Origin of the sequence: Rugamonas violacea, from assembly GCF_016461825.1 — a bacterium.
In the GTDB taxonomy this organism is placed as follows: domain Bacteria; phylum Pseudomonadota; class Gammaproteobacteria; order Burkholderiales; family Burkholderiaceae_D; genus Rugamonas.
Genome location: NZ_JAEMNU010000071.1, coordinates 42,940 through 66,916, shown reverse-complemented (window position 1 = coordinate 66,916; position 23,977 = coordinate 42,940). Strand labels below are relative to the sequence as shown.

The window sequence follows — 23,977 nt, the reverse complement described above, 5'->3', positions numbered from 1 at the left end:
CGAGCGCGCCATGACCGAATACAAGCCCAAACCGATGTTGGCCGTCAGCGAGGCGCTGGCCTTCCTGTTGTCGGCCGCGCGCCCGGTGACCGAAACCGAAACCGTGGCCACGCTGGAGGCCAACGGCCGCGTGCTGGCCCGGGCCCAGGTGTCGGCGATGAACGTGCCGGCGATGGACAACACGCAGATGGACGGCTACGCCGTGCGCGCGGCCGACTGCGGCGGCGGCGCGGCGACCTTGACGGTGTCGCAGCGGATTCCGGCCGGCCATGTCGGCCAGCCGCTGCTGCCCGGCACGGCGGCGCGCATCTTCACCGGCGCGCTGATACCTGAGGGCGCCGACGCCGTCGTCATGCAGGAGCAGTGCGAGGCGGCCGGCAACCTGGTCACCGTGCGCCACGCGCCCAAGCCGGGCGAATGGATACGCCGGGCCGGCGAGGACATCACCAACGGCAGCGTGATCCTGCCGGCCGGCACCCGCCTGCGCAGCCCCGAGCTGGGTTTGGCCGCCTCGGTCGGCCTGGCCACGCTGCCGGTGCGGCGCAAGCTGCGCGTGGCGGTGTTCTTCACCGGCGACGAGTTGAGCATGCCCGGCGAGCCGCTGGCGCCGGGCGCCATCTACAATTCGAACCGCTTCACCTTGCGCGCGCTGCTGGAGAACCTGGGCTGCCAGATCAGCGACTACGGCATCGTGCCGGATTCGCTGGAGGCCACCCGCGCCGTGTTGCGCGACTGCGCGCGCGAGCATGACCTGATCATCACCTCCGGCGGCGTTTCGGTCGGCGAGGAAGACCACGTCAAGCCGGCGGTGGAGGCGGAAGGGCGCCTGAACATGTGGCAGATCGCCGTCAAGCCGGGCAAGCCGCTGGCCTTCGGTGAAGTCGGCCAGGCCTTCTTCCTTGGCCTGCCGGGCAACCCGGTGTCGAGCTACATCACCTTCCTGATGTTCGTGCGGCCCTTCCTGTTGCGGTTGCAGGGCGTGGATGATGCGCGCGCGCTGACGCCGCAGCGCTACGCCATGCGCGCCGATTTCGCCTGGTCCAAAGCGGACCGGCGCAACGAGTTCCTGCGCGCCCGCATCAACGCCAGCGGCGGACTCGATCTGTTCGCGAACCAGAGCTCGGGCGTGCTGACCTCCACCGTGTGGGGCGACGGCATCATCGACAATCCGCCCGGCCAGACCATCGCCATCGGCGACACGGTGCGTTTCATTCCATTCAGCGAGCTGCTGCACTGAGCAGGCCGCGACCAACACAGAAGAATCATCGACATGAATATTACGCTGCGATTTTTTGCCAGCGTGCGCGAGGCACTGGGCACTTCCACCGAGACTTTGGCGCTGCCCGACGGCGTCGCCACGGTGGGCCAGGTGCGCGCCCATTTGATCGGGCGCGGCGAGCCTTGGGCCACGGCCTTGGGCCAGGGCAGGGCCTTGCGCATGGCCCGCAACCAGGTGATGTGCGACGCCGACAGCGTGGTCGGCGAAGGCTGCGAGCTGGCCTTTTTCCCGCCGGTGACCGGCGGCTAGGCACGGCGGAAAGTAGCGCGGCGCCGTCATGGCCGCTGGCCGGCGGAGCTTTGTCGCTACGCGCTGCGGCCAGTGTCTGTTGCGATTATTTTGGCGCGGGCGGCTGCTTGCCCAGCGCGGCCGGGCCTTCTTTACGATAGCGCATGAAGGTCGAGATGGTGTAGATGGCGGCGGCGGCCACGGCCCAGATGGCGGCGCTGACGAATTCGTCCGCCGTGCGGGCACCCTTGAAATAGTCGACCAAGGACAGGATGGCGAACAGCGGCACGGCCGCCAGTAAGTAACGTTTAATCCAGAATGCTGCACCCATAACACGGCTCCTCAAAAGTATGGCAGCCCACAGTATGCGCCGCGCACCGGCCCAGGTCCAGTCACCGGCCGGGGCGCGGCCTTTTTAGCTTTCGGATCGATCCCATGCAGTCTCAATCACACACACGCCGCGTCGCCGTCATCGGCGGCGGACCGGCCGGCCTGATGGCCGCGCAAACGCTGGCCCAGGGCGGCGCGCAAGTCGACCTGTACGACGCCATGCCCTCGGTCGGCCGCAAATTCCTGCTGGCCGGACGCGGCGGCATGAACATCACCCACGCCGAACCGTTCGCCGACTTCGTCACCCGCTACGGCCGCGCCAGCGCGGCGCTGCTGCCGCAGTTGCAGGCCTTCGGGCCGCAGCAGGTGCGCGAGTGGGTGCACGGCCTCGGCGTCGACACCTTCGTCGGCACCTCCGGCCGCGTCTTCCCGACCGATATGAAGGCGGCGCCGCTGCTGCGCGCCTGGCTGCACCGGCTACGCGAGAGCGGCGTGCAGTTCCATATGCGCCACCGCTGGCTGGGCTGGCGCGACGGCGCGCCGCTGTTCGCCACGCCGGACGGCGAACGCAGCGTCGAAGCCGACGCCGTCGTGCTGGCCCTGGGCGGCGGCAGTTGGGCGCGGCTGGGATCGGACGGCGCCTGGCAAGCCTTGCTGGCGCAGCGCGGCGTGGCGCTGGCGCCGCTGGTGCCGGCCAACTGCGGCTTCGACGTCGACTGGAGCGGCCACTTCGCCAGCCGCCACGCCGGCGAGCCGCTGACCACGGTGGCCATCATTTCCAGGGATGCCGACGGCAAGGCGCAGCGCAAGCAGGGCCAGTTCGTCGTCACCGCCGGCGGCGTCGAGGGCAGCCTGATTTATGCGTTGTCGGCCGCCTTGCGCGAGCAGATCGGCGCCGACGGCAGCGCGCTGATCCATCTCGATCTGCTGCCCGACTGGTCGGCCGAACGGGTCGCCGACGAGGTGACGCGGCCGCGCGGCGCGCGCTCGATGTCCAGCCATCTGCAAAGCCGGCTCGGCATCAAGGGCGTCAAGTCGGGCCTGCTGCGCGAGTGCGTCGGCGCCGACGAGTTCGCCGATCCGGCCCAGCTGGCGCAGGCGATCAAGGCGCTACCCCTGCGCCTGCTGCGGCCGCGTCCCATCGACGAGGCGATCAGCAGCGCCGGCGGGGTGCGCTTCGCCGCGTTGGACGGCGCCATGCTGACGGCCGCGCCCGGCGTTTTCGTCGCCGGCGAGATGGTCGACTGGGAGGCGCCGACCGGCGGCTACCTGCTGACCGCCTGCCTGGCCGGCGGCCTGTCCGCCGGGCAGGACGTGCTGCGCTGGTTGGAACGCGGGGCGCGGTGAACGATAGGGCCCCTCGAAAAACCGTCATTCCGCATCGGCGGACCGCCGCGCAGGCGGGAATCTATACCCCGCATGTCCATTGGCCCAGCATGGGTTCCCGCCTACGCGGCGGTCCGCCGATGCGGAACGACAATTTGGTGGTTTTTCGAAGTGCCCGATAACGAGCAGGTAGTCATGAGCGGCAGGCAAGTCCAAATAGCCGCGGAGCATGGTTCGCCGCGCATGGGGGTAATCGGCAATGAGCGCGTCAAGCGCCGCAAGCTATGGCTGCGCCGAGTACCGCCCGGCACCCAGGCCAATGTCCGGATTACCTTGGCTCGGCCTACCGTGATTGGTACGGTATTTGGCGCCGACACTTATACCGTGATTGCTTTGGCGCTCAACGAACCGGGGCGGTTTGTTGAATCCCTACAAAACAGCCTCAAATGACCTCGGTTACGACTTTACTCATAAAGGAGGCGTTGTTGCATAAATCGTCCGTAGCGACATCTGACGTATACGCGCAACAGGCCGTGCAGCGGGGCTGTTAACTTTCATCGGACCTGCGTAGATTCTGGTCTTTTGCCTAAAAAGATGCGCAAAGACACACAGCAGCGGCAGGAGCCCAAGCGCCGCACCTGGCGCAAAGTGCACTTGGCGATGGAGGCGAACACCGGCCGGATCTGCGCGGCCCTGATGACCCACTAGGCTGTCGGCGACGCCCAAGTGCTGCCCGACCTGCTCGATCAATTCCCGCCAGACACGAGCATTGATATCGTCGGCGGCGATGGCGCTTACGACACCAAGCAATGCCATGCGGCCATCGTCCGGCGCAACGCCGAGCCGTCGATCCCGCCGCGCGATGGCGCGGCGCCTTGGCCGCAACGCACACCGGGCGCGGCATGGTGCAACGCGGCGATCGACGCCATCGCCGCCGACAGTCGGCGGCACTGGAAGGCCGTCAGCGGCTACCATCGGCGCTCGCTCGCCGAAACCTTGATGCCGCTTGAAGGTGCTCACCGGCGCGGCCCTGTCCTCGACACGTCTGACCCCGGTCTGGGTAGATCTGAAACAAGAAGGAAATGAGACGGCATACGTAGAAAAATACGTGTAATATACGTATTGCTTACATATTTTTTGAGGTTCTACCATGGATGCCCCTACCAAAGTTCGTTTGAACGCTGATTTGTCTCCAGCCGTTGCCGCTGCGCTTAAAGATCTGGCTAAGGCACAAAATGTGTCACTGACAGAAGCCCTCAGTCGTGCCATCAGTACCGAGTCCGTTCTTGCGAAACGACGGCAGCAAGGGGCCAAGGTTGTGATAGATGATGGCAACGGTAAACTATCGGAAGTAATTTTCGCTCGATAACTGTCCTTCACTCCCAAGGCCGATAATGTCCGAAAAAGAAGACGAGGCGGCAGCCAAGAAAGTTGCCACAGATGAGCTCGCTAACAAGCAAGCTGCCGGCGAACTTGCTGCGAAGCTGGCCGCTGACGAGTCTGCTGCGAAACAAGCGGGCTTGGCCGTGGTGGCTGACAAGACGTCTCAAGATGACGCGGAAATCGAAGAAACCTTGGACGCGACAGTGGCTGCAGGTACAGCCGCCCCGTCGCTCCAATCGCCGTCGGAAAAGGGTTACGACCCGTCGCAGTATCAAGATAAAACCCGATCCTATATTGCATACTGGTTGTTGGGTCTATTAACTGTGATAGAGCTGTGCGGATTTCTTATGCTTTTCGCGGTAAAAGAACCCACATTTGATAATCTCAAAAGTATTCTGGAGATACTTTTTGGTCCAGTCGTCGCGCTCGTTTCAGCTGCAACAGGCTTTTATTTCGGAGCACAGCAACCTAAGAAGCAATAGCTTGGCGATCGCATCGCCGACACGGACGGCGACGGTCTGCGCGACTACAGCTTCAGCCGCCGGCTGGGCGAGGCGGGCGTGCGCAGCGCCGCCGTCGACCGCGACACCTGGCGCCTGGCGACCGGCTTGAAGGGCCTGCTCGGCGGCTGGAACTATGAGAGCTATGTGGCCTACGGCAGGACCAAGGAGACGCAGAACACCAGCGGCCAGGTCAACGTGCAGAACTTCCGCAACGCCATGCAGGGCGTTCCGGATGTGAACGATCTGAACCACGACGGCAGCAGCGGCGACGTCATCTGCGCCGACGCGGCGGCGCGCGCCCAGGGTTGCGCGCCGCTCAATCTGTTCGGCTACAACACCATGTCGCCGGCGGCGCTGGCCTATGTGGGCGTGCCGACCGGCCTGGCGACGTCGGTGACGCAGAAGCTGGTGGGCGGCTCGCTCAGCGGCGAGTGGTTCGAGTTGCCGGCCGGCCGGATCGGCGTGGCGGCCGGCGTCGAGTGGCGCGGCGAGGCCTCGTCCAGCGTGCCGGACGCGCTGACCCAGGCCGGCTTGAACTCGGGCGGCCAGATCGCCCCGGTGGTCGGCGGCTTCACGGTGCGCGAGGCTTTCGTCGAGACCCGCGTGCCGCTCTTGAAGGATAGACAATTCGCCCGCGAGCTGAGCTTTTTGGGCGCGCTGCGCCTCGGCCGCTATTCGACGGTGGGCAACGCCAGCAGTTGGAACGCCGGCCTGGAGTGGCGTCCGCTGGCCGACCTGAAGCTGCGCGCGACGCGGGCGCTGTCGACCCGCGCGCCCAACATCACCGAGTTGTATGCGCCGGCCAGCCAGGTGTTTCCGACCGGCATAGTCGACCCCTGCGTCGGCGTGACGGCCAGCTCGTCCGGCAGCTACGACGCGGCCTGCCGCGCCGCGCCCGGGGTGATGGACAACATCGCCGCCAACGGCAAGTTCACCCAGACCCAGGCGGACATCCAGGGCTTGAGCGGCTTCAACCGGGGCAACACCCAGCTGAAGGCGGAGCAGGGCCGCTCCAGCACGGTCGGCCTGGTGCTGACGCCGCGCTCGGTGCCGGCGCTGCGCAACCTGACCTTGACGGTGGATTACTTCGACATCAAGATCGGCGACGCCATCGTCGCCACGCCGCGCCAATACGCCTTGCAGCAATGTTATGGCGGCGGCAACAGCGGCTTCTGCCAGTTCGCCACCCGGCGCGCGGCGGCGGCCAGCCCCTACAGCGCCGGCTCGCTGAGCTTCCTCGACAGCGCGGTGAGCAACAGCGGCGGCACCGGCACGGCCGGCATCGACCTGACCGCCGCCTGGGCCGAGCAGCTTGGCCCGGGCCGGCTCAGCGTGCGCCTGGCCTACACCTATCTGAAGGACTTCTACGCGATTCCGCTGGCCGGCGGCGCGCGCGACTCCTCGACCGGCGAGGTCGGCTTCGCCCGCAACCAGGCGGCGCTGAACCTGGGCTACCAGTGGGGCGCCTTCGGCGTGACGACCAGCACCCGCTACACCGGCCGTTCGGCGCTGGACGACCAGTTCCTGGCCCAGTTCAAGCTGGCGCCGGGCGCGCTGGGCGTGGGCGCCAAGGTGGTGCACGACGTGCAGGCCAGCTACGCGCTGCGCAAGACGCTGGCGCTGTACCTGGGCGTGGACAACGCCTTCAACAGCAAGCCGCCGCCCATCATCAGCGGCTTGAGCGGGGACACCATCGGCACCGAGACCAACGCCAGCGTTTACGACGCCATCGGCCGGCGCTTTTACCTGGGACTGCGCGGCAGCCTGTAGGGGGAATCCACTCCTTGCGCTGTCACGGAAACCCTAGCCGGGACTAGTCACAAAGGACTAGTCGCCTACGTCGTCATGGGCATCGGCAAAGCCGCTGCGCATCGTTACAATCTCCTTATTATGACGAACGGGAGGAAGCGATGTTAAGCGACCGGTTTGGTCGATCCATCGACTACCTGCGCGTGTCCGTGACGGACCGCTGCGATTTGCGCTGCTCCTACTGCATGCCGAAGCACTTCAAGGATTTCGAGGACCCGCCGGACTGGCTGAGCTTCGACGAGATCGAACGGGTGGTCGGCGCCTTCGTGCGGCTGGGCACCTCGCGGGTGCGGCTGACCGGCGGCGAGCCGCTGCTGCGGCGCCACCTGCCGCAGCTGGCCGGCCGGCTGAAGGCGCTGCCGGGGCTGGCCGACCTGTCGCTGTCGACCAACGCCACCCAGCTGGGCCGCCACGCCGGGGACTTGCGGGCGGCCGGGGTGAGCCGCATCAACGTCAGCCTGGACTCGCTGGACCGCGACTGCATGTCGCGCATCACCGGGCGCGACAGCCTGCCGCTGATCCTCGACGGCCTGAAGGCGGCCAAGGAGGCCGGCTTTGCGCCGATCAAGATCAATATGGTGGCGCTGCGCGGCGTCAACGACGACGAGATCGACGACATGGTCGAGTTCTGCATCCGCCACCAGTTCGTGCTGCGCCTGATCGAGGTGATGCCGGTCGGCGCCACCGGCCAGGACGCCTCCTACCTCGGACTGGCCGAGGTGCAGCGGCGCCTGAAGAGCAAATTCAAACTCAAGCCGCAGGCGCTCGAACTGGGCGGCGGGCCGGCGCGCTACCTGGCCAGCGCCGACGGGTCGACCAGCATCGGCTTCATCACGCCGCTGTCGCAGCACTTTTGCGCCAGCTGCAACCGGGTCCGGCTGGCGGTCGACGGCACGCTCTACCTGTGCCTGGGCCAGGAGGAAAAATTCGAGCTGCGCCCGCTGCTGCGCGGCGGCTGTAGCGACGCCGAGCTGGAACAGGCGATCCGCCAGGCCATCGAGCTCAAGCCGCAGCAGCACGATTTCCAGCAGCGGCCCGACAAGATCATCCGTTTCATGTCGCAGACCGGCGGCTAGCCGGCGCCTATTGGCATTGAGTGAAGCCGCCGGCGGCGATGAAACCACCCGGCGGCCGAGAGCCGGGGGCGGACCCCTGGGGTCCGACCCCGGATTTGCGCCCTTGGGGTTGATATCGTCGGGTATATACTAGAGCGCAAGCCAAAGCGTCAACGCAGTAGAGGAGAACAGATGATGCAGCCCCCAATTTTCCACCCGCCGGCGCGGCCGCCGCGCGTGGGCGCGCCGGTGCCTGCATGATGACGCCCACCGCCCCCCCGTTCGCCGCCTGGCAGAAATTGTCGACCAAGATCGTCGGCATGCTGCTGGGCTTTTTGACCATTGCGCTGATGGTGATCGGCGCCACCCTCTACCTGTCCTGGCAGCTGGAGGGCAGCGCCGCCGCCATCAACGTGACCGGCAGCCTGCGCATGAACAGCTACCGCCTGAGCCTCGCGCTCTACGCGCTGGCCGACGGCGCCGAGCGCGGCACGCCGCACGCCACGGCGCGGCGCCAGGTGCTGGCGGTCGACTCGACCTTGTCGCAGCTGCGCCAGGGCGACCCGCAACGGCCGCTGTTCCTGCCGCCGGCCAGCGCCATCCGCACCAGCTTCAACCAAGTCACCCAGCGTTGGCAGACCGGCTTGCGGCCGCTGGCCGTCGGCATCCTCGAACAGCGGACGGTCAGCGCGCAGAGCACCCAGGCCTTCCAGTACCAGGCCGAACAGTTCGTCGGCCAGGTCAACGCCCTGGTCCAGCTGATCGAGCAGGACAGCGAGGCGCGCACCTTCTGGCTGCGCGCCTCGCAGCTGTTGCTGCTGGCGCTGGCGCTGGTCGGCACGGTGTGCATCATCTATTTGCTGTTCAACCTGATCGTCACGCCGGTCACCAGCCTGCAGGCCGGCATGGAGCGCATGCGCGAACGCGACTTCGGCGTGCGGCTGCCGGTCGAGTCGCAGGACGAGTTTGGCCAGCTGGCGCGCGGTTTCAACCTGATGGCCGACAAGCTGCAAAGCCTGTACGGCAACCTGGAACAACTGGTGCGGACCAAGACGGCGACGCTGGAGGACCAGAACCGCGAACTGGCGCTGTTGTACGACAGCGCCGCCTTCCTGCAGCAGCCGCAGGCGGCCAAGGACATGTGCGCCGGTTTCATGCAGCGCATCAGCGACTATTTCAAGGCCGACGGCGGTTCGGTGCGCGTGCTCGATCCGAACCAGGGCAATGTGCACATGCTGGTCCACCACGGCATCTCCGACGCGCTGATCGAGGCCGAGCACTGCATGAAGGTGGGCGACTGCCTGTGCGGCGAGGCCGTGGTCAAGCGCGTCGCCGTGGTGCACGACCTGCGCCTCATCGACGACGGCCACAAGCTGCAATGCCACCGCGAGGGCTTCACCACCGTGTCGGTGTTCCATATTTACGCGCAACGCCAGCACCTGGGCTTCTTCAATCTGCACTTCCGCAAGCCGACCACCTTCAACCAGCGTGAGACGGCGCTGCTGGAGACGCTAGGCCAGCTGCTCGGCACCGCCATCGAGAACCAGCGCCTGGCCTCGCGCGAGCGCGAGATGGCCATCTCCGAGGAGCGCAACCTGGTGGCCCAGGGCCTGCACGACAGCATCGCCCAGGGCCTGAACTACCTCAACCTGCAGGTGCAGATGCTGGAGCAGTCGCTGGACCGGCGCCAGCTCGACGAGGTGGCCGACATCGTGCCGGCGCTGCGCGCCGGCGTCGAGGAGAGCTACCAGGACGTGCGCGAGCTGCTGCACAATTTCCGCACCCGCTTGCAGGAGGGCGATCTGCTCAGCACACTCAAGACCGCCATCGAGAAGTTCGAGCGGCAGACCGGCATCGAGGTCGAGCTGCAGGCCGACAGCGACGGCGCGCCTTTCCCGCCCGAGCAGCAGCTGCAGTTGCTGTTCATCGTGCAGGAGGCGCTGTCGAACGTGCGCAAGCACGCCAGCGCGACGCGGGTCGAGGTGCGCCTGCGCGACCGCCACGACTTCCAGCTGACCATCCGCGACAATGGCCAGGGCTTCGACACGGCGGCGCTGGCCGAGCAGGGCGAGAGCCATGTCGGCATCCACATCATGCGCGAGCGGGCGCAAAGGATCGCGGCGCTGCTCAACGTGACTTCGGTGCCGGGCGCCGGCACCACCGTCAATCTGCAATTGCCGCGCGCCCAGCGCCGCGCGGCGTAACCGTTTTTCAGCAAGGGCATCCATGGAAGTTCAAGACAACAAGCCGATCAGCGTGCTGCTGGTCGATGACCACACCCTGTTCCGCAGCGGCATACGCTCGCTGTTGCAGCGCAATCCCGAGTTCGCCGTGGTCGGCGAGGCCTCGGACGGCATCGAGGGCATCAAACGCGCCCAGCAGCTACAGCCGCAGGTGATTCTGCTCGACCTGAACATGCCCGGCATGTCCGGCGTGGAGACGCTGCAGCTGATGCTGCAGGACTGCCCGGACAGCGCCATCGTCATGCTGACCGTGTCGGAGGACGCGCAGGATTTGTCGGTGGCCTTGAAGGCCGGCGCCGCCGGTTATCTGCTGAAGAACATCGACACCGAATATTTGATCCGCGCGATCCGCCGCGCCGCCAACGGCGAGACCGTGGTGGCCGAGGCGATGACGGCCAAGCTGGTGGCCCAGCTGCACGGCGGCGGACTGGCGCAGCCGGCGGCCTCCGACCTGGACAAGCTGACCCCGCGCGAGAAGGAGATCATCGCCTGTTTGGCGCGCGGCGAGAGCAACAAGGTGATCGCCCGCTCGCTCGACCTGGCCGAAAGCACGGTGAAGATCCACGTGCAGAACGTGTTGAAGAAACTGGGGCTGAGCAGCCGCGTGCAGGCCGCCGTGTATGCCGTCGAGCACCGACTGCTCGGCGCCAACGGCGAACGCTGAACCTTGAACGACGCGGCTTAACCGCAGCAACCGCCGCAGCAGCCGCCGTTTTTTTCGGCCGGCTTGCCGCTCTGTACCTGGTAGCCGGCGCGCGCCAGATTGCCGGCCAGTTGCTCGGTGTTGGTGTGGCTTTCATCGAACTGCACGTCGGCCTGGCTGTTGAGCAGGGAGACGCGCACCTCGCTGACGCCGTTGCTGTGGTTGAGGATCTGGGCGACCTTGTCGGCGCAGGCGTCACTGTTCATGCCATCGATTTTGAGTACAGCGGTTTGCATAAAATACCTTCGAAGTGGATTCATCAATCGGCGCCCGCAGGCGCGCGGCCGGCACCGCGATGCCGGGTGCCAACAAGGTTCCAGCGTAATGGATGGGGCTGCCGGCGTCGATGGAAAAGCGCCGCGCGCGCCGGCCAAGTTGGAAATCCTTGATTCACATCATCCAATTCCGGCGGCTGTCTTCACAAGCCTTGCGCTGGGGCAGACAATGGTTTCGTTCGCCGCCAGGCCTACCTTAGTTTGAACGCTGATCCAGCAAGAAAGAGTGGCATACCATGAGCCTGTTAAACATCGAAGAACCCGCGCCGGCCCGTCCGGCGCCGTGGGGCACCAGCCATCCGATCTGGCGGCTCGGTTTCCGTCCGTTCTACCTGGTCGCCGCCGTCTTCGCCGCGCTCAGCATTCCGCTGTGGATGGCGCAGTACTACGGCTGGCTCGACGCCGGCGCCCACATCACGCTGGGCTGGCATATGCACGAGATGGTGTTCGGCATGAGCACGGCGGTGGTGATCGGCTTCCTGTTCACGGCCGCGCGCAACTGGACCAACCTGTGGACGCCGCGCGAGGGCCATCTGGCCGCGCTGGTGGCGCTGTGGCTGGCCGGCCGCGTCGCCATGGCCTGGGCGCCGCCGCTGGCCGCCGCCATGGTCGACTGGGCCTTCCTGCCGGCCGCCGCCTGGCCGCTGTTGGTGGTGATGAAAAAGTCCAACAACAAGCGCAACTACTTCCTGGTCGGCCTGCTGTCCTTGCTGGCCATCGCCAACGGCGTCTACCACGCCATCGTGCTTGGCCTGCTGGCGATGGCGCCGGCCGTGCCGGCGCAGGCGGCGATCCTGATCATCGTGGTGATGGAGTCGGCCATCGGCACCCGCGTCATCCCCATGTTCACCCGCAACGGCGCGCCGGGCAGCACGCCGGCCGTGCATCCGAAGCGCGACATGCTGTCGATCGCCTTGCTGGCGCTGGCCGGCGTCAGCTGGATCGCCGGCCTGCCGGTGTGGCTGGTGGCGCCGCTCGGCGGCGCCGCCGCGACGATGCTGCTGATTCGCCTGATCGAGTGGCAGCCGCACAAGACGCTGCGCGTGCCGCTGCTGTGGATACTGCACCTGTCGTATGGCTGGATCGCGATCGGCTTCTTCCTGCTGTCGCTGGCGGCGATGGCGCTGATTCCGTCCAGCGCCGCCTTCCACGCCTTGACCGTCGGTTCGATGGCCGGCCTGATCCTCGGCATGATGACGCGCACCACCTTGGGCCACACGGGCCGGCCGCTCAACAGCGGCAAGGCCGAATGCGCGATCTATGTGCTGATCCAGCTGGGCGCCGTGCTGCGCGTGGCCGCCGCGCTGAGCCCGGGCGCCGGCCACGACCACCTGCTGATCTGTAGCGCGCTGTGCTGGACGCTGGCCTTCGCCGTGTTCGCCGTGGTCTATCTGCCCTACCTGGCGCGGCCACGGATCGACGGCCGCGAGGGATGACCCGCCAGGCCGGGCGCAGGGCCCGGCCGGGTACCGGTTTCATGTGGGGAGGGGGAGGGCGGCGGCCAGTGGCTTGCCGCCTTTTTCTGTTTGAGGACAGCGTTTTTCCGCGCGCGATCGCGAAGGTGCCCCCGGCGGAGTCAGAGTCAAGCGGGGTCAGCAAGCGGGGTCAGCAGCAAGCAGTCACGCGGGGTCAGTGCCGACATTCGGACACGACCTCAACCACAAGCGGGGTCAGTGCCGACATTCGGACACGACCTCAACCATAGCGCTCGCCACCGAGCCTCTAAACTGCTGAGTCTGTGTCTGAATGTCGGCACTGACCCCGCTGTTACGGCTGAGTCTGTGTCCGAATGTCGGCACTGACCCCGCCTGTTATTTACTGAATGGATGGGGTGTTGCTTAGGCGGCGCCTTCGAGGGCGTCGTTGTTGAGCCAGCCGTCGAGCGCTTCGGCGGTCATCGGCCGGGCGAACAGGAAGCCCTGGGCCAGCGGGCAGCCGAGGTTTTGCAGGATCTGCGCCTGGCGTTCGTCTTCGACACCTTCGGCGATCACCGCCAGGCCGAGGTTGCGGCCCAGCTGGATCACCATCTCGGCGATGCTGCTGCCGCGCGCGGAACCGGTGATTTCGGTGACGAAGGCGCGGTCTATCTTCAAACGGTCGATCTGCAGGCGCTGCAAATACGACAGCGAGGAGAAGCCGGTGCCGAAGTCGTCGATGGCGATGCTGACGCCGGTCTGCTTGATCTGGCCGAGCATCTTGATGAGCAGGTCGGGCTCTTCCATCGCCATCGATTCGGTGATCTCCAGTTCGACGAACTCGGGCGGCGCGCCGGTGTCCTCCAGCGCGGTGCGCAGCATTTCGAGGAAGTAGGGGTGGCGGAACTGCACCTGCGAGACGTTGATCGACATCATGAAGTCGAGGTGGCCGGAGGCGCGCAGCTTGACCAGCTCGCGGCAGGCGGTGCGCAGCACCCATTCGCCGAGGTCGATGATCAGGCCGGAGTATTCGGCGATGGGGATGAAACGGTCGGGCGAGATGAACTTGCCGTCCGGCGTCTGCCAGCGCAGCAGCGCCTCGGCGCCCACCGGCCGGCGGGTGACCAGGTCGATCTGCGGCTGGTAGACGACGAACAACTGGTTCTGGCCGAAGGCGGTGCGCAGCGCGTGCATCATGCGCACGCGCTCGCGGATCTCGACGCCCATGCTGCGCGAGAAGTAGAAGTGGCCGGCGCGCTGCTGCGACTTGGCGCGCTTGAGGGCGATGTCGGCGTCCTTCAGGGCGTCGGCGCCGCTGCCGTCGTGCTCGCCCAGGCGCACCAGGCCGAGCGTGGCGGACAGCTGCACGTCCTGGCCGTCGATGCTGAACGGGGTCTGGAACAGCGCCAGGATCATCGCCGGGTTGACCTGGGCGGAGTCGCCCAGCACGCAGAAGATGTCGCCGCCGATGCGCGCCACGGTCAGCTCGTTGCCGAGGCGCGATTGCAGGCGGCCGGCGACGGCCAGCAGCAGCATGTCGCCGAACTGGTGGCCGAGGGCGTCGTTGGTCTCGGCGAAGTGGTCGAGGTCGACCAGCGACAGCGTGGCCTCGTCCTTGGCCGGCCCGGTCAGGGTGGCGTCGAGGATCTCGACCAGGCGGGTGCGGTTGGGTAGCTTGCTGAGTTGGTCGTAGAAGGCGGCGTTGTGCAGATGGGTGACCAGTTCGACGTTGTCGAGGCCGACGGCGACGTTGCTGCAGAAGACCTCCAGCAGGCGCTGCTCGATCTCGCTCAACTGGCGTTCCAGGTCGACGTAGGCGACGAAGTTGCGGCTGGCCTTGCCGGCGAAGTACAGCGTCAGGTGCTCGGGCTGGTAGACGTTGCGGCGCTGCGCCAGCGCCAGTTCCATCGCCTCGAGCACGGCGGCGGCCAGCTCGCCGGTCAGTTGGCAGTTGTCCAGGCGGCGGTAGTCGCCGGCCGTGGCCATCACCATCAGTTCGTGGCAGCCGCCCTCGGGGCACTCCTGCACGCACAGCACGCCGCAGGACTTCTGGCCGAGCAGGTCGGCGATCTGGGTCAGCACGCCGGCGGCGAAGTTCTTCACGCCGTGCAGGGTCATCAGCTCGGTGCTGGCCTGGACGATCTGGCTCAGGCCGCGCCGGCTGTCGTTGATCTTGCGGATTTGTTCGTAGGAGCGGATCGCCGCCGTCACCGTGGTGAACAGCTTGATGCGGGTCAGCTCGGACTTGGTCTTGTAGTCGTTGATGTCGAAGTCGCGGATGGCGTCGATCTCCGGCGCGTAGCCGGGCTGGCCGGTGCGCAGGATGATGCGCACGTCGCTCAGCTTGAGCGTCTCGCGGATGTAGCGCACCAGGTGCAGGCCGGCGTCGTCCTGCTCCATCACCACGTCGAGCAGGATGACGGCGATTTCCTGTTCGTGCTTGAGCATGTCGCGCGCTTCGCCGGCCGAGTAGGCGTGGACGAATTCGAGCGGACGGTGCTGCATGTCGAGGTTGCCGAGGGCGAAGGTGGTGGTCGAGTGGACGTCTTCGTCGTCGTCGATGATCATCACGCGCCAGACGTTGCGTTCGCCGGCCGTCGTTGCGCCGGCCGGGTGCTCTTCTAAGAATACCAGATCGTCGTGATCGTCCTTGGATTGCTCAAGGGGGGTGATCGATGGGGGCATGTGTCGCTTCTCCAGGATTTCTCGGTGTTCTTTAGAACAAGTATATAGCGAATTGTCGGACGGAACGATCATTTCGGCGCCTTTCCGGGGCGCGCGGGGTGTCATTGTGCAAGTTTTGCCCTGCTTGCGGAGGAAACTGTCTCGTTTCCACCATGAAACCCCGGCAAGCTCCCGCAATTGGTACTAATGCGTACCATGTCGTGTGCCGTCCCGCGTATTTCGCGCGGCGACGGACGCGCGGCCCGGCGGGCTGGTAAAATGGACTGTTTCCTAACTCACAGATCTCCTACCTATGTCCGGCAATACATTTGGCAAGCTGTTTACTGTTAGCACTTTTGGCGAATCCCACGGCCCGGCGATCGGCTGCGTGATCGATGGCTGCCCGCCCGGCCTGCCTTTGTCCGAAGCCGACATCCAGCCCGAGATGGACCGGCGCAAGCCCGGCACCTCGCGCCACGTGACCCAGCGCCAGGAGTCGGACACGGTCGAGATCCTGTCCGGCGTCTACCAGGGCGTCACCACCGGCACGCCGATCGCCCTGCTGATCCGCAACGAGGACCAGCGCAGCAAGGATTACGGCAACATCGCCGAAAGCTTCCGCCCTGGTCATGCAGACTACACCTATTGGCATAAATACGGCGTCCGCGATCCGCGCGGCGGCGGCCGTTCGTCGGCGCGCCTGACGGCGCCGGTGGTGGGCGCGGCGGCGATCGCCAAGAAGTGGTTGCTGCAGCAGTACGGCACGGTGTTCAAGGGCTGCATGAGCCAGCTGGGCGACATCGTCGTGCCCTTCGAGGACTGGAGCCACGTCGCCAACAATCCCTTCTTCGCCGCCAGCGGCGACGCCGCCCTGATCGCCCGCATGGAGGAGGCGATGGACGCGCTGCGCCGCGACGGCGATTCGATCGGCGCGCGCATCGATGTGATCGCGCACAACGTGCCGGTCGGCCTGGGCCAGCCGATCTACGACAAGCTGGACGCCGACATCGCCTACGCGATGATGGGCATCAACGCGGTGAAGGGCGTGGAGATCGGCGCCGGCTTCAAGTCGGTGGCGCAGAAGGGCTCCGAGCACGGCGACGAGCTGACCCCGCAGGGCTTCGTCGGCAACAACTCCGGCGGCGTGTTGGGCGGCATCTCGACCGGGCAGGACATTGCGGTGTCGATCGCCATCAAGCCGACCTCGTCGATCCGCACGCCGCGCCGTTCGATCGACAAGGACGGCAATCCGGTGATGGTCGAGACCTTCGGCCGCCACGATCCTTGCGTCGGCATCCGCGCCACGCCGATCGCCGAGGCCATGCTGGCGCTGGTGCTGATCGACCACGCGCTGATGCACCGCGCCCAGTGCGGCGACGTGCGGGTGAGCACGCCGAACATCGCCTTGTAAGTTTTTTTGTTTTACCGGACGGCGCCATCGCGGCGCCGTCCGGCGCAGCCCCGCCGCCATGCCCAAACAAGCCTTCAGTTTCGCGCTCTTCCTGTTCGCCTACTACGCCCACGCCGGCACCTTCTCCACCTACGCCACGCTGTACTTCGCCGCCAAGGGCATGACGGTGGCGCAGATCGGCACCTTGATGGCGATGATCCAGGTGCTGCGCATCGTCGGCCCCAACGTCTGGGGGTATGTGGCCGACCACAGCGAACGCCGCGTGCTGGTGCTGCGCTGGACCGGCGTGGCGGCGCTGACGGCGTTCTCCGGCATTTTCCTCGGCCAGACCTTCGCCCAGCTGCTGCTGGCGATGGTGGCGCTGAACCTGTTCACCAGCGCGCAGGGGCCGATCTGCGAGGCATTGATGCTGTCCGAGATGCGCGGCGACCTGACCCACTACGGCCGGCTCAGGTTGTGGGGTTCGGTCGGCTTCATCGTCTCGGTGCTGCTGGCCGCCGTCGCGCTGGACGCCTACGGCATCGCCGCCTTGCCGTGGATCGCCGGCGGCCTGCTGCTCGGCGTGCTGGGCGCCGCGCTGCGCCTGCGCGAGGTGCCGCGGCTGAGCCACGCCCAGCCGGCGCCGCCGTTGCTGAGCATTCTGCGGCGGCGCGAGGTGATCGCCTTCTTCGTCTCGACGGCGCTGATGGTGGCGGCGCACACCTCGCTGTACACCTTCTATTCGCTGTACCTGGAGCGCAACGGCTACAGCAAGACGGTGATCGGCCTGATGTGGGCGCTCGGCGTGACGGCCGAGGTGCTGCTGTTCTACTTCCAGGCGCCGCTGTTCCGCCGCTGGGGCGCGCGCAATATGATGTACCTGGCGCTGCTGTGCGGCGTGCTGCGCTTCGCAGCGATGGGCGCCGCCGCGCACGCGCTGTGGCTGTTGGTGCTGGCCCAACTGCTGCACGCCGCCACCTTCGCGCTACACCACTCGGCGTCGGTGATGACCTTGCAGCGCTGGTTCTGCGGCCCCTTGCAGGCGCGCGGCCAGGCGCTGTTCATCAGCATCTCGTATGGCGTCGGCGGTTCGCTGGGCGGCTTGTTCCTGGCGCAGTGGTGGCAGCGCATGGGGCCGCAGTCGGTGTACTACGTGGCGTCGGCGCTATGTGTGTGCGCCATGCTGGCGGCGGCCTTGTCGTTCCGCTGGCAGCGGCGGGCGGTGGCGGCGTTATAAAACCCCCAAAGGCGGAGAGCCGGGGCCAGACCCGAGGTCCGACCCCAGATTTGCGCTTGTGGGGTGTATTCACCGCGCGGCAAGCGGCCGGTTTAGTTGGCGCGGCTGGCCACCGTTTCCAGCTTGTGGCGCCGCTCGACGGCCTTGACCACCAGCGTGCGCATGTCGTTGAGCAGGGCGAACTCGGTCTGGCTCAATTGGATCGGCGGGAAGCTCTCGTCCCAGTCGCCGTACAGGAAGCCGGCCGGCTGGCCGTTGGCCGACAGCGGCAGGATGACGAAGCTGCGCGCCGCCGACAGCGTGCCTTTCCACCACAGCGGCAGCTTGGCGGCGAACTTCGGATCGCGCGCGTTCTCGATGAAGATCACGCGGTCGCTGCTGAGGGCGGCGTGGAACACGTTCGGCTCGTAGGCGTCGTAGAAGCTCATCTGCGGCAGCAGTTCCTTGATGTCGTCGCCGAAGCCGATCTTGGCGGCGTACTGGCCGTCCTTGCGGTTGCGCACGAAAGCCACGGCGCGCGAGAAGTCGAGGCCCTGGTACACCGTCTCCAGCGCGATCGAGACCATCTGGCCGGGGCTGGCGGTGTCGAGCACGTCGCGCATGTCGGACAGGCCGCTGAGCAGGATCTTGTTGCCGGCGGCGCGCATGCGCGTCTTGGCCAGCGCCTGGGCGCGCCGTTCGGCCGGCTTGGACAGGGGCGCGATCGACAGGTCGGCGGCGGCCACCAGCTTGGCCTGTTCGATCGCCGTCATCAGGCTTTCCGGCGCCACGCCGATCATCTCGGCGTAGCGTTCGGTGAGCAGTTGCACGGCGGCGTGGCCGGCGGCGTCGTCGTGCCACAGCGAGTCGGCGCACTGCGCCGCCATGGTCGACAGGCCGGCGATCCAGTCGCTGGCGCTGACCTCGGCGCCAGGCTCGGGCGGCTCGACGCGGCGCATGCCGTTGATCAGGTTGGCCGGCAGGCCCCAGTGCACGGCGGCGGCGCAGCCGATGTCCTCCAGCGTCAGGCCGAGCAGCTCGGGCGCGGCAGCGTCGACCGAGCCGCCGGCGTGCTGCTGCAGCGCCAGCCAGCGCTGCGGCAGGTAGTAGGTCAGCATCATGCGGCCCAGGCTGTGCAGCATGGAGCAGACCACCGCCTCCTCGCCGTGGCGGCTGGCGGCGCTGGCGGCGACGTGTTGGGCGACGATCCCGGCCAGCACGGCCTTTTCCATTTCGATCTGGGCGATGGTGGAGTCGGCCGAGGCGGCCGACAACTCCTCGATCAATTTCAAGCCCAGCGCCAGGTGGCCGATGGCGTCGGTGCCCAGCACCAGCACCGCCTTGCTGACGGTGTTGACGTGCTGGCCGAAGGCCGAGTACATGCCGCTGTTGGCCAGCCGCAGCACCTTCTGCGTCAGCACCGGGTCCGACAGCACGGTCTGCGCCATGTTGAATTCCTGCTCGTCCTCGCCGCGCATGGCGCCGAGGATGGCGCTGATGGCCTTGGCGAAGCCGGGCATGTCGCCCTGCTGGCGGGTGCGGTCCCACAACTCGTTGAGGGTTTTTTCACCCAGCGCCGTGGCGGCCTTGACGGCGGCGATCATGGATGCACCTGGCGCAGCTCGGTCGGCAGCAGGTTGGCGTAGGTGCTTTCCTTCAGCGCGGCCATGGCGACGTTGGCCGGCATCGGCTTGCCGGTCAGGTAGCCCTGGATGTATTGGCAGCCGCGCTGTTCGAGGTAGTGCAGCTGCTCCTCGGTCTCGACGCCCTCGGCCACCACCGACAGGTCGAGGTGCTTGGCCAGGTCGAGCACGGCGTTGCAGATGGCGCCGTCCTTTTGCGAGGCGGGCAGGTCGCGGATGAAGGTGCGGTCGATCTTCAGCACCGAGATGGGGAAGCGCTTCAGGTAGGCCAGCGAGGAGTAGCCGGTGCCGAAGTCGTCGATGGCGATGCGGGCTTTGCGCTCGGTCATTTTCGACAGGATGGCTTCGGCGTGCACCGGATCGATCATCAGCGTGCCCTCGGTGATCTCCAGCACCAGCTGTTCGCCGCGCAGGCCGGAGAAGGCGATGGCGTCGTCCAGCACGTCGAGGAATTTATCGTTGCGGAACTGGCGCGGGCTGATGTTGACCGAGATGTACAGGCTGCGCTTGGCCACCTCCTCGAACTGTTTGAGCTGCACGCAGGCGGCCTTCAGCGCCCAGGCGCCGAGCAGGTTGATCAGGCCGTTGGTCTCGGCGATGGGGATGAAGCGCACCGGCGGCACCATGCCCAGGGTCGGGTGCTTCCAGCGCATCAGCGTCTCGAAGCCCTGGATCTCGCGCGTGTGGGCGTCGACGATGGGCTGGTAGTAGAGCAGGAACTCGCCCTCGCGCACCGCCTGGAACATCGCCGCCTCGAGCGAGATGTCGTGCTCCGGCGTGCTGCCCTGGCGCGGGCTGTAGACCACGCAGCGCGCCTTGCCGGTTTCCTTGGCGCGCGACATGGCGGCGTCGGCCAGCGCGACCAGGCGCACCTCGTCCTCGGCGTGCTGCGGATACAGCGCCACGCCGACCGAGGCGCCGACGTAGATGGTGTGGCTGTCGACCTCGAAGGGCGACTGCAGGGTGGCGATCAGGCGGCCGGTGACCAGCTTGATCTGCGCCTCGGTGTGGGTGCCGGGCAGCACGGCGACGAATTCGTCGCCGCCGACGCGGGCCAGGGTGTCGCTGTCGCGCAGGGTCTTGCGCAGGCGCGCGGCGGCCATGCGCAGCACGGCGTCGCCGACCGGGTGGCCGAGGCCGTCGTTGACTTTCTTGAAGCCGTCCAGGCCGACGGTGGCCACCGAGAAGCCTTGGCCGGAACGGCGCGCCTGGGAGATCACCATGCGGATGCGGTCCGACAGCAGCAGGCGGTTGGGCAGTTCGGTGAGGGCGTCGTGGGTGGCCATGTGGCGCAGCCGCTCCTCGGTGGCCTGCTGGGCCGACAGGTCGCGGCCGACCAGCATCAGTTCGGGCTGTTCGGTGTCGGTGTGCAGGGCGACGACGCGCAGCTCGTGCCAGATGTCCAGTTCCGGCGTCTTCAGGCGCAGCTCGACGCGGCAGGGCGTGCCCGCTTCGATGGCCTCGATCAGGGTCGCTTTCAGTGTCGCGCGGTCGGCTTCGGCGACGTGGGCGGCCAGCGGTTCGCCCAGCAGCGCGCGGCCGCAGCGGATCAGGGCGACGGCCCGTTGGCTGGCGAACAGGATCTGCCCTTGCTGGTTGAGCCGGAACACCACATCGCCGGCTTCCCCCATGAGCTTGTCGAGTTCATGGCGCAGATCGAGCACAGGCGGGACTGGAGAGCTGGAAAGCATTGTGACGATCTACACTTTCATTTTTTTCATATCTTGCATTCTACAATTTTATCGGCACGATGACACTGGGCCGCAGGGCGCCCGCCCGGCAAAACCAGAACGAAATGTATCACTGAAAGCGCCGGAAATACATGAACAGAGACAACTTTTATGGATGTTTATTCATTTTTCCGCGCCGCCCTGGAAAAAAGGCGGCGCAGAGTGGGGCGCGGGGGCGTCGGCGGGCTGTCCAGGCTTGCTTATCGGATAAGTTATTCGGCAAGTTCGCGCCACTCCGGCGGCGGCGCGAAACGGGCGCCCAGTTGCGCCGCGCGGGCGGCGAACTGGCTCGCGCCGAGTGTGGCGATGAAGCGCAGCGCACCGCCGGTGTGGGCCGGGAAACCACAGTCGCGCACCGAGATGCGGTCGGCCTGGGCGTGGTCGCCGGCCAGTAGCGCGTCGACGCCGCGCAGGGCCGCCAGCGCCTGGGCGTAGAGCAGGCGGTCGCGCGCTCGCACGACGTCCGTGGCGGTGGCGCCGGCGGCGCCGCTCGGCGCGGCCGCTTCCTCCGGCGGCAGCTGGGCCAGGCCGGCGGCCATGGCGGCGTGGCGCAGCAGCGCGGCCGGCAGGCCCTCGGCGCGCAGCTGCGCCAGTTCGTCCAGGTAGGCCAGGCGCAGCGTGGCGGCGAACTGCTCGGCCCGGGCCGACGGCGCGGCCGGGATGCGGCCCAGGCGGATCAGGTTCTTCGCCACGACACCCAGCGCGCACTGGCAGAAGTAGCGGCTTTCGATCAACAGGGCGTTGTCGAAATCGACTTGCAGGCCCTCGACCATGGCGCACAGGATGGCCTCCGGCGCCGGGTAGTGGCCCCGGCTGCGCTGGCGCAGCATGGCCGGCGCCACCTGCAGCAGGGTTTGCAGCGCCGGCGAATTGAGGGCGCCGCCGGGCGGGCGGTAGCCCTTGGCGTCCCACGGTTGGCCGGCGGCGGCGCCGTCGGCCGGCAGGGCGGCCAGTTGTTTGGTCAGCGCGCCGGCCAGCGCGTCGGCGTCGGCGACGACGTCGTGCAGCAGGCCGGCCTCCAGCGCTTGCGCGGCGCTGAGTGTTTTGCCTTCGATCAGTAGCGGCATGGCCGCTTGCAGTCCGCTCAGGCGCACGGCGCGGGCCAACCCGCCGGCCACCGGCGCCAGGCCCAGGTGCACCTGCGGCAGGGCGAGGCTGGCGTCGGCCAGGGCGATGCGGTGGTGGCAGGCCAGCGCCAGGCCGAGGGCGTGGCCTTCGACCGCGCCCGACAGCGTGGCGGTCAAGGGCTTGTCGAGCAGGTCGAGGCGGCGCAGCAGGGCGTTGTAGTCGGCCAGCGTGCGCATGCAGTCGGCCGCCTGCGCCGGCGTCAGGGCCAGCAATTGGTCCAGTTCCCCGTCGTGCCCGGCGTGCCCGGCGTGGTCGGCGCTGGCGGCGCCGCCGTCGATGGCGAGCACCACTTGCAGCGGCGGCGCCGCCTCGATGCGCTCGACGGCGGCCGTCAGCTCGCGGCGGAAGGCGGCGTCGAAGGGGCTGACGGCATGCGCCGCCAGGTTCAGGGTCAGGCGGTCGGCTTGTTGGTGGAAGGTGATCATGGCGCTCTCCGTCAGATGCGTTCGATGATGGTGGCGATGCCCATGCCGCCGCCGACGCATAGGGTAATCAGGCCGCGTTTGAGTTCGCGCGCCTCCAGTTCGTCCAGCAGGGTGCCGAGCAGCATGCAGCCGGTGGCGCCCAGCGGGTGGCCCAGCGCGATGCTGCCGCCGTTGACGTTGACCCGCTCCTCCGCCACGCCCATCTCGCGCATGAAGCGCATGACGACGGCGGCGAAGGCCTCGTTGACTTCGAACAGGTCGATGTCGGCCACCGTCAGGCCGGCCTTGGCCAGCGCCTTGCGGGCGGCCGGCGCCGGGCCGGTCAGCATGATGGTCGGGTCGCTGCCGGTGACGGCGGTGGCCAGCACGCGGGCGCGCGGGCGCAGGCCCAGGCGGGCGCCGGCGGCGGCGCTGCCGATCAGGGCCAGCGCGGCGCCGTCGACGATGCCCGACGAGCTGCCGGCCGTGTGGACGTGGTCGAGCCGCGCCAGTTGCGGGTATTTGCGCAGGGCCAGGCTGTCGAAGCCCATCTTGCCGGCCGCCTCGAAGGAGGGCTTGAGGCCGGCCAAGGTGGCCAGGCTGGTGGCCGGTTTGATGAACTCGTCCTCGGCCAGGATCACCACGCCGTTCTGGTCGCGCACCGGCACCACGGAGCGGAAGCGGCCGGCGGCGCGGGCGGCGGCGGCCTTCTGCTGCGAGCGCAGCGCGTAGGCGTCGATGGCGCCGCGGTCATAGCCGTCGAGCATGGCGATCAGGTCGGCGCCTATGCCCTGCGGCAGGAAGTCGGTGCGCAGGCTGGTCTCCGGGTCGAGCGCCCAGGCGCCGCCGTCGGCACCCATGGCGACGCGCGACATCGACTCGACGCCGCCGGCCACCACCAGATCCTCCCAGCCGGAGCGCACTTTTTGCGCCGCCAGGTTGACCGCCTCCAAGCCGGAGGCGCAGAAGCGGTTCAGCTGCACGCCGGCCACCTGCCAGTCCCAGCCGGCCACCAGGGCGGCGGTCTTGGCGATGTCGGCGCCCTGGTCGCCGACCGGCGTGACGCAGCCGAGCACGACGTCGTCGATTTGCGCGGTGTCGATGTCGTGGCGGCTTTGCAACTCGCGCATCAGGCCGGCCAGCAGCGAGATCGGCTTGACGCTGTGCAGGCTGCCGTCCTTCTTGCCCTTGCCGCGCGGGGTGCGGATGGCCTCGTAGATGAATGCTTCGTTCATGCGGTCTCCAAGCGCGCG

Annotated in this window: 20 protein-coding genes and 1 pseudogene; 14 read left to right on the top strand and 7 right to left on the bottom strand. The window is 67.4% G+C overall.

The genetic code is table 11. From position 1 onward, the window contains the following. The first annotated feature begins 10 nt into the window (after positions 1-10). Together H7U20_RS13500 and moaD are read left to right on the top strand one after the other, a co-directional pair. Positions 11-1,237, top strand: coding sequence for a molybdopterin molybdotransferase MoeA (locus tag H7U20_RS13500; protein ID WP_199759663.1), 1,227 nt, complete (start codon positions 11-13; stop codon positions 1,235-1,237). Positions 1,238-1,270: 33 nt separating this feature from the next. Beyond that, positions 1,271-1,528: a molybdopterin converting factor subunit 1 gene (gene moaD / locus H7U20_RS13495; protein WP_199759662.1), complete on the top strand. Its 258-nt coding sequence runs from the start codon at positions 1,271-1,273 to the stop codon at positions 1,526-1,528. Positions 1,529-1,613: 85 nt separating this feature from the next. On the opposite strand, the gene H7U20_RS13490 is transcribed toward moaD, so the two are convergent. Continuing rightward, positions 1,614-1,838: a hypothetical protein gene (locus H7U20_RS13490; RefSeq protein WP_199759661.1), complete on the bottom strand. Its 225-nt coding sequence runs from the start codon at positions 1,836-1,838 to the stop codon at positions 1,614-1,616. Between the two features lie 104 nt (positions 1,839-1,942). On the opposite strand from H7U20_RS13490, the gene H7U20_RS13485 reads away from it, so the two are divergent. From H7U20_RS13485 to H7U20_RS13450, 9 genes and pseudogenes are all read left to right on the top strand, one after another. Next, positions 1,943-3,184, top strand: coding sequence for a TIGR03862 family flavoprotein (locus H7U20_RS13485; RefSeq protein WP_199759660.1), 1,242 nt, complete (start codon positions 1,943-1,945; stop codon positions 3,182-3,184). 174 nt (positions 3,185-3,358) lie between these two features. Then, positions 3,359-3,613 (top strand): hypothetical protein, encoded by a 255-nt coding sequence (locus tag H7U20_RS13480; RefSeq protein ID WP_199759659.1) that lies wholly within the window; start codon positions 3,359-3,361, stop codon positions 3,611-3,613. A gap of 177 nt (positions 3,614-3,790) precedes the next feature. Further along, a pseudogene (locus H7U20_RS13475) lies at positions 3,791-4,196 on the top strand (IS5 family transposase); the annotation flags it as partial. 117 nt (positions 4,197-4,313) lie between these two features. Next, positions 4,314-4,532, top strand: a complete 219-nt coding sequence (locus H7U20_RS13470; protein WP_199759658.1) for a hypothetical protein — start codon at positions 4,314-4,316, stop codon at positions 4,530-4,532. Between the two features lie 25 nt (positions 4,533-4,557). Continuing rightward, complete coding sequence (locus H7U20_RS30280) at positions 4,558-5,028, top strand: hypothetical protein (RefSeq protein WP_233410741.1); 471 nt, start codon at positions 4,558-4,560, stop codon at positions 5,026-5,028. 12 nt (positions 5,029-5,040) lie between these two features. Then, the gene (locus H7U20_RS13465) at positions 5,041-6,819 is read left to right on the top strand and encodes a TonB-dependent receptor domain-containing protein (protein WP_370593153.1); all 1,779 of its coding nucleotides are present in this window, start codon (positions 5,041-5,043) and stop codon (positions 6,817-6,819) included. A 140-nt stretch (positions 6,820-6,959) separates the two neighbouring features. Continuing rightward, complete coding sequence (gene moaA / locus H7U20_RS13460; protein WP_199759657.1) at positions 6,960-7,934, top strand: GTP 3',8-cyclase MoaA; 975 nt, start codon at positions 6,960-6,962, stop codon at positions 7,932-7,934. A gap of 236 nt (positions 7,935-8,170) precedes the next feature. Continuing rightward, positions 8,171-10,117: a type IV pili methyl-accepting chemotaxis transducer N-terminal domain-containing protein gene (locus tag H7U20_RS13455; protein ID WP_233410740.1), complete on the top strand. Its 1,947-nt coding sequence runs from the start codon at positions 8,171-8,173 to the stop codon at positions 10,115-10,117. Between the two features lie 22 nt (positions 10,118-10,139). Further along, positions 10,140-10,820 carry a response regulator gene (locus H7U20_RS13450; protein ID WP_199759656.1) on the top strand — a complete coding sequence of 227 codons (681 nt, stop codon included), beginning with the start codon at positions 10,140-10,142 and terminating at the stop codon, positions 10,818-10,820. A gap of 17 nt (positions 10,821-10,837) precedes the next feature. On the opposite strand, the gene H7U20_RS13445 is transcribed toward H7U20_RS13450, so the two are convergent. After that, positions 10,838-11,095 (bottom strand): heavy-metal-associated domain-containing protein, encoded by a 258-nt coding sequence (locus H7U20_RS13445; RefSeq protein WP_199759655.1) that lies wholly within the window; start codon positions 11,093-11,095, stop codon positions 10,838-10,840. Positions 11,096-11,370: 275 nt separating this feature from the next. On the opposite strand from H7U20_RS13445, the gene H7U20_RS13440 reads away from it, so the two are divergent. Further along, positions 11,371-12,570 (top strand): NnrS family protein, encoded by a 1,200-nt coding sequence (locus H7U20_RS13440; protein ID WP_199759654.1) that lies wholly within the window; start codon positions 11,371-11,373, stop codon positions 12,568-12,570. Between the two features lie 402 nt (positions 12,571-12,972). Here H7U20_RS13440 and H7U20_RS13435 read toward each other — a convergent pair whose 3' ends face one another. Further along, positions 12,973-15,234, bottom strand: a complete 2,262-nt coding sequence (locus H7U20_RS13435) for a GGDEF/EAL domain-containing response regulator (RefSeq protein ID WP_199759653.1) — start codon at positions 15,232-15,234, stop codon at positions 12,973-12,975. A gap of 292 nt (positions 15,235-15,526) precedes the next feature. Here H7U20_RS13435 and aroC point away from each other — a divergent pair, with 292 nt between their 5' ends. Together aroC and H7U20_RS13425 are read left to right on the top strand one after the other, a co-directional pair. Then, positions 15,527-16,624 carry a chorismate synthase gene (aroC, locus tag H7U20_RS13430; protein WP_199759652.1) on the top strand — a complete coding sequence of 366 codons (1,098 nt, stop codon included), beginning with the start codon at positions 15,527-15,529 and terminating at the stop codon, positions 16,622-16,624. A 58-nt stretch (positions 16,625-16,682) separates the two neighbouring features. Further along, positions 16,683-17,840, top strand: a complete 1,158-nt coding sequence (locus tag H7U20_RS13425; RefSeq protein WP_199759651.1) for an MFS transporter — start codon at positions 16,683-16,685, stop codon at positions 17,838-17,840. 92 nt (positions 17,841-17,932) lie between these two features. On the opposite strand, the gene H7U20_RS13420 is transcribed toward H7U20_RS13425, so the two are convergent. From H7U20_RS13420 to H7U20_RS13400, 4 genes are all read right to left on the bottom strand, one after another. After that, positions 17,933-19,423, bottom strand: a complete 1,491-nt coding sequence (locus H7U20_RS13420) for an HDOD domain-containing protein (protein WP_233410739.1) — start codon at positions 19,421-19,423, stop codon at positions 17,933-17,935. Then, the gene (locus H7U20_RS13415; protein WP_199759742.1) at positions 19,420-21,093 is read right to left on the bottom strand and encodes a putative bifunctional diguanylate cyclase/phosphodiesterase; all 1,674 of its coding nucleotides are present in this window, start codon (positions 21,091-21,093) and stop codon (positions 19,420-19,422) included. Before H7U20_RS13415 ends, H7U20_RS13420 begins: the two co-directional genes overlap by 4 nt. A gap of 311 nt (positions 21,094-21,404) precedes the next feature. Continuing rightward, complete coding sequence (locus tag H7U20_RS13405) at positions 21,405-22,745, bottom strand: enoyl-CoA hydratase-related protein (protein WP_199759649.1); 1,341 nt, start codon at positions 22,743-22,745, stop codon at positions 21,405-21,407. Positions 22,746-22,756: 11 nt separating this feature from the next. After that, a complete protein-coding gene (locus H7U20_RS13400; RefSeq protein WP_199759648.1) occupies positions 22,757-23,959 on the bottom strand; it encodes an acetyl-CoA C-acetyltransferase in 1,203 nt (400 codons plus the stop codon). Positions 23,960-23,977 lie beyond the last annotated feature (18 nt).